The organism is Bradyrhizobium huanghuaihaiense (genome assembly GCF_007830635.1).
In the GTDB taxonomy this organism is placed as follows: domain Bacteria; phylum Pseudomonadota; class Alphaproteobacteria; order Rhizobiales; family Xanthobacteraceae; genus Bradyrhizobium; species Bradyrhizobium huanghuaihaiense.
Genome location: NZ_VLLA01000006.1, coordinates 203,664 through 218,435 on the forward strand (window position 1 = coordinate 203,664; position 14,772 = coordinate 218,435).

Sequence of the window (14,772 nt, forward strand, 5' to 3'; positions counted from 1 at the left end):
GTGAACAAGACAATTCAAACTGTCGAGAGTGCCGCAGCCGGCAGCGCTTTCCTCATCGAAGACGTCTATCCCTTGATCGACGGCGGCCGCTTCGCCGTGAAGCGGATCGCGGGCGAACGCGTCGAGGTCTGGGCCGACATCTACCGCGATGGCGACGCCGTGATCAGTGCCGCGCTGATCTGGCGAGGAGAGCAGGACCGCGAATGGCGGAGCGAGCCGATGATCCCTCACGGCAATGACCGCTGGTCCGGCGCGTTCACGCCCGCTGAGCCCGGCCAATTTGTCTACGCGATCGAAGCCTGGACCGACGAGTTCGCGACCTGGTCGCACGCCGTCGCGCGAAAACGGCGGACCGGGGCCGATGTCAGCCTCGATGCGATCGAGGGCGCCGGACTGCTGACCAAGGCACATGGCGCGCGGCAGGACGCAGCACAGGTCATCACCAGGCAATGCGAGGATTATCTCCAGACCGGCGACGTCGCTCCGCTGCTGGCAAACGAGCTCGGCAAAGCGATGGCCGAGAGCCAGTCGCGGCCCGACCTGACGTGCTCGCCGCTCTTCCCGCTGATCGTCGACCGCGACAGAGCGCGCTTCGGCGCCTGGTACCAGATGATGCCGCGCAGCCAGAGCGAGGTCCCCGGCCAGCATGGGACCTTGCGCGACTGCATTGCGCGCGTGCCTGATATCGCCGCCATGGGCTTTGACGTGCTCTACTTCACGCCGATCCACCCGATCGGCCACACTCACCGCAAGGGCCGCAACGACGCACCGGTCGCGAGCGAGGGCGATCCCGGCTCGCCCTATGCGATCGGCGCCGCCGAGGGCGGGCACGATGCGTTGCATCCCGAGCTCGGCACGATCGAGGACTTCCGCGCGCTGGTCGCCACATGTCTCGAATACGGGCTCGAGCTTGCGCTGGACTTTGCCGTGCAGTGCTCGCCGGACCATCCCTGGCTGACCCAGCATCCGGAATGGTTCAAATGGCGACCGGACCGCTCGGTGCGGACGGCGGAAGGGCCCTATTCGGACATCGTCATCCCCGATTTCGGCTGCGTCGATCGCACCGGGCTGTGGAATGCGTTCCGCGACGCCATGCTGTTCTGGATCGACCATGGTGTCACCATCTTCGCGATCGACAATCACGACACCGCGCCACTTCCGTTCTGGGAGTGGCTCATCGGCGACATCCGCCGCCGGCATCCCGAGGTGATCCTGTTCTCCAAGACCTTTGCACGGCCGAAGCTGATGAAGGGCCTCGCCAAGCTCGGCTTCGCGCAGTCCTTCAGCTATTTCCCATGGCGCACGGCGAAGTGGGAGCTGGAGCAGTATCTCGGCGAGCTGACCGGCTATCCCGAGCGGGACTTCTATCGGGCGAACCTGTTCGTCAACACCGCCGACCTCTTGCCCTATCATCTCCAGAGTGGCGAGCCCTGGATATTCAAATCACGCCTCGCGCTGGCCGCGACGCTGTCGGGCAATTACGGGATCTTTGGCGGATTCGAGCTGCTGGAGCACGAGGCGATTCCCGGCCACGAGGAATATCTCGATTCCGAGAAGTACCAGATCAAAACGCGCGACTGGAACGCGCCCGGCAACATCAAGCCCTACATCGCCGCGCTCAACCGCATCCGCAACGACAACGCGGCGCTTCAGCAGACTGCGGCCTTGCGCTTCCTCGGCATCGAGGACGGCGAGACGATCGCCTTCGCCAAGGAGGCGGCCGATCCCGCCAACACGGTGGTCGTCGTGATTGCGCTCTCGCGCCATGCGCGCGAATTCTGGCTGCCGCTCGGCGACGTCACTGTTGACGCCGGTGGACAGCGACACCATGTGACGGCACTCGAAAACCTCCTCACCGGCGAACAGTGCCGCATCGAATGGGGCGGGATCAGCTTGCGTATCGATCCCGACCGCGATCCTGCGCTCCTGTTCCGCTGCCTGGCGTAAGGGGTCACGCCATGAATGTTCTGTCTTCCGTCGACACCAAGAAAGTTGAGGCTGCCGAGATCGTGGATGAGCTCTGGTACAAGGACGCGATCATCTACCAGCTCCACGTCAAGGCCTTTGCCGACAGCAACCATGACGGCATCGGCGATTTCGCCGGGCTGACCGAGAAGCTGCCCTATCTGCAGGAGCTCGGCGTCACCGCGCTGTGGCTGCTGCCGTTCTACCCCTCGCCCGGCCGCGACGACGGCTACGACATCGCCGACTACGGCTCGGTCAATCCCGATTTCGGGACGATGAAGGATTTCAAGCGCTTCATCCAGGAAGCGCAGAAGCGCGGCTTGCGCGTCATCACCGAGCTCGTCGTCAACCACACCTCGGACCAGCACAAATGGTTCAAGCGCGCGCGCCGCAGCCATCCCGGCTCGAGCGCCCGCAACTGGTATGTCTGGAGCGACACCGACCAGAAATACCAGGGCACACGCATCATCTTCACCGACACGGAAAAGTCGAACTGGACCTGGGATCCGGAGGCCGGCGCGTTCTACTGGCACCGCTTCTTCTCGCACCAGCCGGATCTCAATTTCGACAATCCGCGCGTGGTCAGTGCGCTCATCCAGGTGATGAAGCGCTGGCTGGACGCCGGGGTCGACGGCTTCCGCCTCGACGCGATTCCCTATCTCTGCGAGCGCGAGGGCACCTCGAACGAGAACCTTCCCGAGACGCATGCGATCATCAAGCGCCTGCGCCAGGAACTGGATTCCTATTCCAAGGGCAAGCTGCTGCTGGCCGAGGCCAATCAATGGCCGGAGGACGTGCAGGAATATTTCGGCCGTGGCGACGAATGCCACATGGCCTATCACTTCCCGCTGATGCCGCGCATCTACATGGCGATCGCGCAGGAGGACCGCTTCCCGATCACCGACATCCTGCGCCAGACGCCCGACATCCCGGCAAGCTGCCAATGGGCGCTGTTCCTGCGCAACCATGACGAACTGACGCTGGAGATGGTCACCGACGTCGAGCGCGACTATCTCTGGACCACCTACGCCAACGATCCGCGCGCCCGCATCAATGTCGGCATCCGGCGGCGCCTCGCGCCGCTGATGGACAACGACCGCCGCAAGATCGAGCTGATGAACTCGCTGCTGCTGTCCTTCCCGGGCACGCCGATCATCTATTACGGCGACGAGATCGGGATGGGCGACAACATCTATCTCGGCGACCGCAACGGCGTGCGCACGCCGATGCAGTGGAGCCCGGATCGCAACGGCGGCTTCTCACGCTGCGACCCCGCCCGGCTCTACGCGCCGCTGATCATGGATCCCGTCTACGGCTACGAGTCCGTGAATGTCGAGGCGCAGTCGCGCAGCCTGTCCTCGCTGCTCAGCGCCACCAAGCGGCTGATCTCGGTCCGCAAGTCGACGCTCGCCTTCGGCCGCGGCACCATGACCTTCATCCGCCCGGCCAATCGCGCCGTGCTGGCCTATGTCCGGCAGTATCGCGACGAGGTGATCCTCTGCGTCGCCAATCTCTCGCGCGCCGCGCAGGCGACCGAGCTCGATCTGTCGCCGTGGAAGGACCGCATCCCGCAGGAGATGCTTGGACGGACGCGTTTCCCGGCGATCGGCGAATTGCCCTACATGATCACGCTGGGGCCCTACGGCTTCTACTGGTTCCACCTCACCGAGCGCGACAAGTCCGAGCCGGTGACGCCGCGCGCGGTGCCGGAGTTCGAGACCCTGGTCGTGCCGGTCAATTCGAACTGGGTGTCGCTCGCGCGCGAGCGCGGCGTGTTCGAGCGCGACGTGCTGCCGGGATTTTTGGCAAGGACACGCTGGTATCCGGAGCACAATCCCAAGCACATCCAGACAGCGCTGACCTCGGCGGTACCCTTCAGCGATATCGGCGACAACAGGCCCTGGATCGCGTTCTTCGAGACCACGCGGGACGACGTCAAGACGCGCTACGTGCTGCCGCTGCAGATCGAATGGGTACGCTTCGACCGCGAACGCTTCAACCCGAAGGCGCTCGCCGCCGTGCGCCAGGGTGCGCGCGAGGGCACGCTGCTCGACGTTGCGACTGAGCAGATCTTCATCGGGCTTTTCCTGCGGGGTCTGTCGCAAAACCTGGTGGTGGACGAGAACAATCTACGCCTGGAGTTCAAAGCCACCAGCCGGTTCGCCGATTACACCATCAAGGAGCCCCAGCGCATCCGCGCGATCGAGCAGTCCAACAGCACCGCGCTCGTGGACAACCAGTATGTCGTCAAGATCCATCGGCAGCTCGAAAGCGGCACCAGTCCCGAGATCGAGATCGGCCATTATCTCACGGAGGTGGCTCACTTCGCCAACACGCCGGCGCTGCTCGGCAGTGTCGAGCTGGTCGAGGACGCTCGGCGCAGCACGCTCGGCGTGCTGCACGCCTTTGTCGAGAACCAGGGCGACGGCTGGACCGTGACCACCGGTTATCTCGATCGCTATATCGACGAGCAGCGGGTCTTGCCCGCGGGCGAGGCACCACGCGAGACCCAGGAGCAGGCGCCCTACCTGCACTTCATCGCGCAGATCGGCCGGCGGCTTGCCGAGTTGCATGTCGCCCTGGCCGCGGCAAAGCCGGACAATCTCGCTCCGGAGCCGATCGGCTCCGAACACGCCAGGCGCTGGGTGTCCGACCTCAAGGCGCGAGCCGAGCGCGTATTCGAGCACCTGGCCCACAGCCGCGACGGCCTGCGGGAGGCGGACCGGCCGCTGATCGACCAGCTCGGCGCAGCGCGCGCGGCCCTGCCCGGCCACCTCAATGCACTATTGCCTTCCGCCATCGGCGGGTTGAACATCCGTCATCATGGCGACTTCCGCCTCGGGCAGACTTTGATCGTGAAGGACGACATCTTCATCATCGACTTCGACGGCAATCCGCGCCGGCCGCTGGCCGACAAGCGGCGCAAGCTGCCGGCCGCGCGCGACGTCGCAGGCCTGATCCGCTCGATTGATCTTTCGGTTAACGTCGCCCTCAACCGGGCGCTCACGGGCGCCTCCGACGAACAGGACCGGCTTGCAGCCGCGCTCGGCGAATGGCGCGAACGCGCCACCACGACGTTCCTGCACGCCTATCGCGAGGCCATGACCGACCGGCGGCTGTGGCCGGACAATCCGCAAACCGCGCAAGGCCTGTTAAGGTTTTTCCTGCTTGATCAAGCGTTCGACGACGTAGAGTACGAACTGTCCCACCGGCCCGAGGGGCTCCATGCGCCGCTGACCGGACTGCTTCGCATTCTGTCCAGTGCCGAGAGCGAAGCCCATGCCTAAACTGCCAGCCGAAGCCTACGCGATCATCGAGGGCCGCCACTCCGACCCCTTCCACTATCTCGGGCTGCATCCCGAGGGCGGCAAGAGCGTGGTGCGCGCCTTCGTGCCGGAGGCCTCCAATGTCGAGGCGGTCGGCGAGCATGGCGAGGTCGCACCGCTCGACCGCGTTCATGACTCCGGCCTGTTCATCGGAGCCCTGCCCAACGGCTCGAAGCACTACCAGCTGCGCGCGAAATTCGGCAACAACGTCGTCGAATTCGAGGATGCCTACCGCTTCCCGCCGATTCTCACCGATTTCGACCTCTATTTGCTGGGCGAAGGCACCCACCAGCGCCTCTACGACAAGCTCGGCGCGCACCCGATGCGGCTCGACGGCGTCGACGGCATCGGCTTCGTGGTGCTGGCGCCGAATGCGCGGCGCGTATCCGTGGTCGGCGATTTCAACTTCTGGGACGGGCGGCGTCATCCGATGCGGGTGCGCGGCAGCGGGTACTGGGAGCTGTTCATCCCCAATGCGAAGATCGGCGATCACTACAAGTTCGAGATCGTCGGCCCGCACGGCCATCTGCTGCCGCTGAAATCCGATCCGATGGCGTTTGCGAGCGAGGTGCGGCCGAAGACGGCTTCGATCGTGCTCGACGAGGCGCATCTGCCGCGGCCCCGCCCGGCGCCCGGCGGCATCAACGCGCTGTCGGCGCCGATGTCGATCTACGAGGTCCATCTCGGCTCGTGGCGGCGCAAGGACGACAATGAATGGCTGACCTATCGCGAGCTCGCCGAGCAGCTGCCGGCCTATGCCCGCGACATGGGGTTCACGCATCTCGAATTCCTGCCGGTGAGCGAGCATCCGTTCGACGGCTCATGGGGCTATCAGCCGACCGGGCTCTATGCGCCGACCAGCCGGTTCGGAAGTCCTGAGGATTTCGCCGCGCTGATCGATGCCTGCCACCGCGAAGGCATCGGCGTGCTGCTTGACTGGGTGCCCGGCCATTTCCCCGACGATCCGCACGGGCTCGGCAGCTTCGACGGCACGGCACTCTATGAACACGCCAACCCGCTCCAGGGACGCCACCTCGACTGGGGCACGCTGATCTACAATTACGGCCGCACCGAAGTGACGAACTTCCTGGTGTCCAACGCACTGTTCTGGATGGAGCGCTACGGCATCGACGGCTTGCGCGTCGACGCGGTGGCGTCGATGCTCTATCTCGACTACAGCCGGCCGCCTGGCGCGTGGATTCCGAACCAGTATGGCGGCCGCGAAAACATCGAGGCGATCAACTTCCTGCGCCGCTTCAACACGGAGGTCTTTGCCCGCTTCCCGCAGGCGACCACGGCCGCGGAAGAATCCACCGCATGGCCGCAAGTCTCGCGCCCGGTCGAATTCGGCGGGCTCGGCTTCGGCTACAAGTGGAACATGGGCTGGATGCACGACACGCTGAACTACATCAGCAAGGATCCGATCCACCGCAAGCATCATCACGGCGAGATCCTGTTCGGCCTGCACTACGCGTTCTCGGAAAACTTCATCCTGCCGCTGTCGCATGACGAGGTCGTGCACGGCAAACGCTCGATCCTCGGCCGCATGCCCGGCGACGAATGGCAGCGCTTTGCGAATTTGCGGGCCTATTACAGCTTCATGTTCGGCCACCCCGGCAAGAAGCTGCTGTTCATGGGCGCCGAGATCGCGCAGAGCCGCGAATGGAATCACGACCAGTCGCTCGACTGGCACCTGCTCGAATACAAGGTGCATTCCGGCATCCAGGCACTGATCCGCGACCTCAACCGGCTCTACCGCGCGGTCCCGGCGCTGCATCAGATGGACTGCGACCAGGCCGGCTTCGAATGGCTGATCACCGATGATGCCAACCGCAACGTGTTCGCCTGGCTGCGTAAGGGCTTTGACGAGCACGCGCGATGCCTCGTCATCGTCAACTTCTCCCCCAATGTCTATCGCAGCTATCGCGTTCGCGTGCCCCTGGCCGGCAAGTGGAAAGAGGTGTTCAATTCCGACTCCGCCCATTACGGCGGCAGCAATGTCGGGAACATCGGCGAGGTCCAGACCGTTGACGGCAAGACGCCCGAGCTCCGCCTCACCATTCCGCCGCTCGCCGCGATCTTCCTCGTTCCGGAAAGCTGACATATGCGCCTGACCGCCGGATCGCCCGCACGCCTCGGCGCAAGCTGGGACGGACGCGGCACCAATTTTGCGCTGTTCTCCGCCAACGCGCAGAAGGTCGAGCTCTGCCTGTTCGACGCCCAAGGCCGCCGCGAGCTCGAGCGCGTCGAACTGCCTGAAAGGACCGAGGACGTCTGGCACGGCTATCTCAACGACGTCTCGCCCGGCCAGCTCTACGGCTACCGGGTGCATGGTCCCTACGAGCCCGAGCACGGCCACCGCTTCAATGCCAACAAGCTGCTGCTCGATCCCTATGCGAAGCGGCTCGCGGGCCGGCTGGTCTGGAGCGATGCGCATTTCGCCTACCGCACCGGCTCACCGCGCGAGGACCTGTCGTTCGACCGGCGCGACAATGCGCGCGGCATGCCCAAGGCCGTCGTGGTCGACGAGACCTTCAACTGGGGCCGGCGCGAGATCCGGCCGAACATTCCGTGGGAAGACACGATCATCTACGAAGCTCACGTCAAGGGCCTGACGCAGAAGCGCGACGACGTGCCGCCGAACCTCCGCGGCACCTATGGCGGCCTGTCCTCGCCGGCGATGATCGAGCACCTCAAGAAGCTCGGCGTCACCACGATCGAGCTGCTGCCGATCCACAGCTTCGTCGACGACCGCATCCTGGTCGAGAAGAAGCTCGTCAATTACTGGGGCTACAACTCGCTGTCCTTCTTCGCGCCGGAGCCGCGTTACGCCCAGGACAATGCGCTCGATTCCTTCCGCACCACGGTCGCGCGCCTGCACGATGCCGGCATCGAGGTGATGCTCGACGTCGTCTACAACCACACCGCCGAGGGCAACCACCTCGGCCCGACGCTGTGCTACCGCGGCATCGACAATGCCTCCTATTACTGGCTCAACCGCGAGAACCCGCGCTACTACGACGACTTCACCGGCTGCGGCTCGTCGGTGAACCTCACCCATCCGCGCGTGCTGCAGATGGTGATGGATTCCCTGCGCTACTGGGTCGAGGTCTGCCATGTCGACGGCTTCCGCTTCGATCTCGCCACCACGCTCGCGCGCGGGCCGAACGGTTTTGATCGCGGCAGCTCGTTTCTGACCGCGATCCGGCAGGATCCGGTGCTGGCCGCCGTGAAGCTCGTCGCCGAGCCCTGGGACCTCGGCCTCGGCGGCTACCAGGTCGGCGCTTTCCCCTCGCAATGGTCGGAGTGGAACGACCGCTATCGCAGCGCCATGCGGCGCTACTGGAGCGGCGAAGGCAGCCTGATCGGCGACATCTCCAGCCGCATGACGGCGTCCTCCGACCTGTTCAATCACGACGGAAGGCGGCCGCGCGCCAGCATCAACCACATCACGGTGCATGACGGTTTCACGCTCGCCGACCTCTTCAGCTACAACGAGAAGCACAACGAGGCCAATGGCGAGGACAATCGCGACGGCTCCAACGACAACCACAGCAACAATTGTGGCGTCGAGGGCCCGACCGACGATCCCAAGATCCTCGGCCTGCGCCGGCAGCTTCGCAGGAACGTGCTGGCCTGTCTGATGCTGGCGCAGGGCGTCCCGCTGATCCTCGCCGGCGACGAGGTCGGCAATTCGCAGTCCGGCAACAACAACGCCTATTGCCAGGACAACGAGGTCGGCTGGGTCGGCTGGGACAATCTCGGCAAGGATGATGAGGACATGGTCGACTTCGTCGCCGACCTTGCCGACATCCGCCGCCGCTTCTCGCAGCTTCGCAGCCATCGCTGGCTCGACGGCCGTCCCAAGGACGGTGTCTCCTACGGCGCACTGTGGCTGACGCCTGAAGGTAACGAGATGACTGAGAGCGACTGGACATTCCCGGACGGGCGGTTTCTCTCCTATGTGATGGGGCCGATGGAACCCGGCAGCGCCGCGATCTTTATCGTCCTGAACGCCGCCCCCGAAGAGATCGCATTCAAATTGCCCAAAATGTCCGAATACAAGAGCTGGCAGCAGATCCTGAACACGACCGATGCCAAGCTGAACACCATCGACTTCCCGTCCGGAAGCGACAGCAAGGCGCCGCCGCGCTCCGTGCTCGCCTTCGCGGGGGCGCCATGAGGCCATCCTTCGGGGCGCGGCCGACCAAGGACGGCGTGTCGTTCCGGCTGTGGGCGCCCGGCGCGCGCCGCGTCGATCTTCTGCTCGACCGCAGGCACGCGATGCAGCGCCGGCAGGACGGCTGGTATGTGACCGAGATCGTCGGCCTCACCCCTGGCAGCCGCTACAAATTCAGGATCGACGACGAGATCGACGTGCCCGATCCAGCCTCGGCCTTCCAGCCTGACGACGTCTTCGGCCCAAGCGAGGTGATCGACCACGACGCGTTCGCTTGGCGCGCGCAGGATTGGCGCGGCCGCCCCTGGGAAGAGACGGTGCTGATCGAGACCCATGTCGGCACCTTCACGAGCGGAGGCACCTACCGCGCGATGATCGACAAGCTCGATCATCTCGCAGCGACCGGCATCACCGCGCTGGAGTTGATGCCGCTAGCCGATTTCGCTGGACGCCGCGGCTGGGGTTATGACGGCGTGCTGTGGTATGCACCCGACGGCGCCTATGGCCGTCCCGACGATCTGAAGACGCTGATCGACGAGGCCCATCTGCGCGGGCTGATGGTGTTCCTCGACGTCGTCTACAATCACTTCGGTCCCGAGGGGAATTATCTCGGCCGCTATGCGCCGACCTTTTTCACCGACGCGCATACGCCGTGGGGCAGCGCAATCGACTACCGCGTGCCGCAGGTGCGCGCCTTCGCGGTCGAGAATGCGCTGTCCTGGCTGACCGACTACCGCTTCGACGGACTGAGGTTGGACGCCGCCAACCACATCATGGCGATCCCCGGCGAGCAATCGATGCTGCAGGACCTCAGCGTGACCGCCGGCGAGCTTGCCAGGGCGACGGGGCGGCACATCCATCTCGTGCTGGAGAACGGCGACAATCGCGCCAGCCTGCTCGACGCCGCACAGGAGCCGCCGAACGGAAAGTATCGGGGACAGTGGAACGACGATTACCACCACGTCTGGCACGTCATGCTGACCGGCGAGCTCGCCGGCTACTACGGCGACTACCAGACCCCGCGCATGGACCTCGCGCGCGCGCTCGCTTCCGGCTTCGTCTACCAGGGCGAGATCTCGGAATTCTGGGGCAAGAAGCCGCGCGGCGAGCCAAGCGGCGAGTTGCCGCCCGCAACCTTCGTCAACTTCCTGCAGAACCACGACCAGATCGGCAATCGCCCGCTCGGCGAGCGGCTCGAGAGCCTGGCATCGCCGCAGCAGATCGAAGCGGCGCTCGCCGTGACCCTGCTCGCGCCGATGGTGCCGATGCTGTTTCAGGGCGAGGAATGGGGCTCGAAGGTCCCCTTCCCGTTCTTCTGCGATTTCCAGGGCGGACTTGTCGATGCCGTGCGCAAGGGCCGCAAGCAGGAATATGCCTGGGCCTACGAGAAATACGGCGACGAAGTGCCCGACCCGCTCGATCCGGCAACACTGCAATCGGCGGTGCTCGACTGGACCGGCCACACGCAGGAGCAGAACGCGCGCCTGGCTTTGGTGCGTGACCTGCTCGCGCTTCGCCGCAAGGAGATCATGCCGCGGCTCAAGGGCGCAAGCTTCGGTGATGCCGAGGCGGCCGACAATGGCCTGCTGACCGCGCATTGGCGCATGGGCGACGGCACGACGCTGCGCCTTCTCGCCAATCTGTCGGACCACGAGATCACCTCCACCGTCAGCACGGGCACGTCGATCTGGGGCGGCGTGATCGGCGATCTGCTTCCGCCCTGGTCGGTGGTCTGGCGTCTTGGAGGTTGACATGCCTCCGGCCATTCCGCTTGCGACCTACCGGCTTCAGCTCACCGCAGATTTCGGCTTCGACAAGGCTGCCGCCGTAGTGCCGTATCTGAAGGCGCTTGGGATCACACATCTCTACGCCTCCCCTGTGATGAAGGCCCGCAAGGGCTCAACGCATGGCTACGACACCGTCGATCACGGCCAGCTCAGTCCCGAGCTCGGCGGCGAAGCCGGCTTCGCGCGGCTGAGCGAGGCGCTCAGCAAGCACGATCTCGGCCTCATCATCGATTTCGTGCCCAACCATGTCGGCGTGCACTTTGCCGACAATCCCTGGTGGCTGGATGTGCTGGAATGGGGCCAGGCCTCGCCGCACGCGGCCGCCTTCGACATCGACTGGGACCTCCTGCCCCACCGCGCCCGCGGCGGCGTGCTGCTGCCGATCCTCGGCTCCTCCTATGGCGACGCACTCGAGCGCGGCGAGATCGAGCTGCGATACGATTCCGAACAGGGCAGTCTTTCCGCCTGGTATTTTGAGCACCGCCTGCCGATCGCGCCGGAGCGCTATGGCGAAATCCTGCGCGTGATCGTGAAGGAGGCGGACGCCGCCGAGACAGAGGCAGGCAAGCGTCTGCTTGCGCTCGCAACCCGCTATACGGGGCTGCGTCGGCCCAACCGCAAGGAAGCGCCGGCCTTCAAGGCCGAGCTCAAGGAGATCGCAGGCGCCGCCGACATCATCAGCCGCGGTCTTGCCGCCTATCGTGCCGCCAAGGACCGTCCCGCGCAGACGCTGGCGCTGCATCACCTGCTGGAGCGCCAGCACTACAAGCTCGGCCATTGGCGGCTTGCCTCCAGCGACATCAACTATCGCCGCTTCTTCGACGTCAACGGTCTCGCCGGCCTGCGCGTCGAGGATCCCGGCACGTTTGCCGCCACGCACCGGCTGGTGAAGCAGCTCGTCGCCGACGGCAGATTGCAGGGCATCCGCCTCGATCATATCGACGGCCTGCGCGATCCCGCGCAATATTGCCAGCGGCTGCGCCGGCTGGTGCGCGATGCGCAGGGCAAGACAAAACCGTTCTATACGGTGATCGAAAAGATCCTCTGCGAGCACGAGCACCTGCCGCATTTCGCCGGCGTCCAGGGCACCACCGGCTACGAGTGGATGAACGTCATCACGCAGGTGCTAGTCGACGCCAAGGGGCTGGAGGCGCTGGACGAGACCTGGCGCCAGATCAGCAACCGGCCACCGCGGCTTGCGCCTTACGTCAAGGAAGCCAAGCGGCGCGTGCTGGAGACACTGCTGACCAGCGAATTCACCGTGCTGACGCGCCTGCTTGCGCGCATCGCCAACGGGCATTATTCGACGCGCGACTTCTCAGCCGACAGCCTGCGGCAGGCGCTCGAACTCTATGTGCTGCATTTCCCGGTCTATCGCACCTATCTGACCACGGCCGGGGCGACCGCCCACGACCGCAAGCTGATCGAGGACACCATCGCGCGCGCCCGCGCCGAATGGTTCGCCGCGGACGAGGGCATCTTCGACTTCCTGCGCGATGCGCTGACCATGGACCTGCTCAAGCCCGGCCGGCCCCCGCACAGCACGCCACGCGTACGCCGCTTCGCGCTGAAGGTGCAGCAGTTCACCGGGCCGGTGATGGCGAAGTCGCTGGAGGACACCGCGTTCTACCAGTTCCATCGGCTGCTGGCGCTGAACGAGGTCGGCGGCGATCCCGCGAGCACCGGCCTCACCGTTCCCGCCTTCCACGAGGCGATGCGGGCGCGCGCCAGGGAGTGGCCGCAAGGAATGACGGCGACCGCGACCCACGACACCAAGCGCGGCGAGGACGCGCGCGCCCGGATTGCGGCACTCAGCGAAGTTCCCGGCGAATGGACCAGCGCGGTATCGCGCTGGAAGGTCCTGAACGCGCCGCATCTCGCGCTCCACGGCCATCTGCGCGCGCCGTCGGCGACGTTCGAATACATGCTCTACCAGACCCTGCTCGGCGCCTGGCCGCTGCAGGGGCCGCTTGATGCAAGCTTCGTCGAGCGCATCCAGGCCTATGCGCTCAAGGCCGCGCGCGAAGGCAAGGAGGAAACGAGCTGGCTCAACCCGCACGAGGCCTATGAGAGCGGCGTCAGGAGCTTCATCGCGAAGATCCTCGATCCCACGCTGTCAGGTGAATTCCTGGAAGCTTTGCAGACCCTGGCGCGCCGTCTCGCGCTGCTCGGCGCGCTGAACTCGCTGAGCCAACTCACGCTCAAGGCGACGCTGCCGGGCGTGCCCGACGTCTATCAAGGCACCGAATTCTGGGACCTCTCGCTGGTCGATCCCGACAACCGCCGCCCCGTGGATTTTGCCGCGCGCGACGCGGCGCTGACGGCGCTGGAAGCGCCGGACTGGAGCGGACTGATCAAGTCCTGGCCGGATGGCCGGCTCAAGCTCGCCTGGACGCGGCAACTGCTCAGGCGGCGCAACGAGCTCGCCGACGTCTTCGCGCAAGGCGACTACCAGAAGCTGGAGGTGCGCGGCACGCACGCCGAGCACGTCATCGCGTTCGCCCGTCGCCGCGGCCGCGCCGCCGCGATCGTCGTGGTCGGACGCCAGTTTGCGCCGTTCACGCAAGCGGGCCGGGAATGGCCCGCACTTGGAGGCTTCGACGCGACCGTCGATATCACGGGCTATGCCGCGGCCGGACTTGCGGGCAACGCACTGCCGATCGCACAGGCTTTCCGTGATCTTCCGGCAGCCGTCATTCCGGCCCGCGCAGCGAGCGCCATCAGGCCTGCGCGGCAGCGCGTAAGCGCCTGAAACTCACTTTCCGCCGTCCTTGGTCAGCAGCAGTTGCCCGCGCTTCTTGATGGTCGCCTGCGCCATCTCGGCAAAGCGCTGCAACAGCCACGGCAAGACCACCTGGACCTTGACGTGATCGTCGGCGACGTCGACCTGGCCGGTCGCGATCTGCCCGAGCGCGCGGATGCGGAAATTCATGCTGTCGCCGCTCCAGCGCTCCTCCTCGACCTGCATCACGGGAATGCTGGCGGCCGCGCGGCCAAGCCCGGACTTGAGCCGGCGCACCGCCTCTTCGCGGCCGAGACGATGCGGAATGGAAACGACAAGCGGTGCTGACATGGTCCTGCCCCGTGCTGATTGATCCTCACTTAGTCATGCCGGCCGCGGCGATAAAGGTTCCATGCAACTTGCACCTGTCGCCCCGTTTCAAAACCGGAACTTTAAAACCTGCGGCAAGTTGCCCTCGCACACGGGACAGGTGCAAACGACCCTTTCTGCAAGGGCTGGAGGAGACTCGCATGTCAATCGGCACGATCATTCTGATCATTCTGGTCATCGCCCTGCTCGGCGGCTTCAGCGGCATTGGCGGCGGCCCGTTCTACGGCACCGGCTATTACGGCGGCGGCGGCCTTGGGCTTGTCATCGTCATCCTGCTGATCCTGCTGCTGATGGGACGGATCTAGCGACCCGGCGAAGACCTCGTAGGGTGGGCAAAGGCGCTCTTGCGCCGTGCCCACCTTCCTCGCCGTTAAAAAAAGGATCGTGGGCACGCTCCGCTTT

General features: G+C 65.3%; 8 protein-coding genes. 7 read left to right on the forward strand and 1 reads right to left on the reverse strand.

Annotation, left to right across the window (positions count from 1 at the left end; genetic code table 11):
- The 6 genes from IQ16_RS15515 to treY are packed head-to-tail and all read left to right on the forward strand — an operon-like array spanning position 1 to position 14,010.
- The gene (locus tag IQ16_RS15515) at positions 1-1,947 is read left to right on the forward strand and encodes a maltotransferase domain-containing protein (protein WP_018641102.1); all 1,947 of its coding nucleotides are present in this window, start codon (positions 1-3) and stop codon (positions 1,945-1,947) included.
- 11 nt (positions 1,948-1,958) lie between these two features.
- Positions 1,959-5,252, forward strand: a complete 3,294-nt coding sequence (treS, locus tag IQ16_RS15520) for a maltose alpha-D-glucosyltransferase (protein WP_018641103.1) — start codon at positions 1,959-1,961, stop codon at positions 5,250-5,252.
- The gene (glgB, locus tag IQ16_RS15525) at positions 5,245-7,392 is read left to right on the forward strand and encodes a 1,4-alpha-glucan branching protein GlgB (protein WP_026311715.1); all 2,148 of its coding nucleotides are present in this window, start codon (positions 5,245-5,247) and stop codon (positions 7,390-7,392) included. Before treS ends, glgB begins: the two co-directional genes overlap by 8 nt.
- Positions 7,393-7,395: 3 nt before the next feature.
- Positions 7,396-9,474: a glycogen debranching protein GlgX gene (gene glgX / locus IQ16_RS15530; protein ID WP_018641105.1), complete on the forward strand. Its 2,079-nt coding sequence runs from the start codon at positions 7,396-7,398 to the stop codon at positions 9,472-9,474.
- Entirely contained in the window at positions 9,471-11,222 is a 1,752-nt protein-coding gene (gene treZ, locus IQ16_RS15535; RefSeq protein WP_145831584.1) for a malto-oligosyltrehalose trehalohydrolase, read from the forward strand. The genes glgX and treZ overlap by 4 nt, the downstream gene beginning before the upstream one ends.
- A 1-nt stretch (position 11,223) precedes the next feature.
- Complete coding sequence (treY, locus tag IQ16_RS15540) at positions 11,224-14,010, forward strand: malto-oligosyltrehalose synthase (protein ID WP_145831585.1); 2,787 nt, start codon at positions 11,224-11,226, stop codon at positions 14,008-14,010.
- A 3-nt stretch (positions 14,011-14,013) separates the two neighbouring features.
- Here treY and IQ16_RS15545 read toward each other — a convergent pair whose 3' ends face one another.
- On the reverse strand, positions 14,014-14,331 hold the full coding sequence (locus IQ16_RS15545; protein WP_018641108.1) for a polyhydroxyalkanoic acid system family protein: 318 nt from the start codon (positions 14,329-14,331) through the stop codon (positions 14,014-14,016).
- Between the two features lie 179 nt (positions 14,332-14,510).
- Here IQ16_RS15545 and IQ16_RS15550 point away from each other — a divergent pair, with 179 nt between their 5' ends.
- Complete coding sequence (locus tag IQ16_RS15550; RefSeq protein WP_018318514.1) at positions 14,511-14,675, forward strand: DUF3309 family protein; 165 nt, start codon at positions 14,511-14,513, stop codon at positions 14,673-14,675.
- Positions 14,676-14,772: the final 97 nt, after the last annotated feature.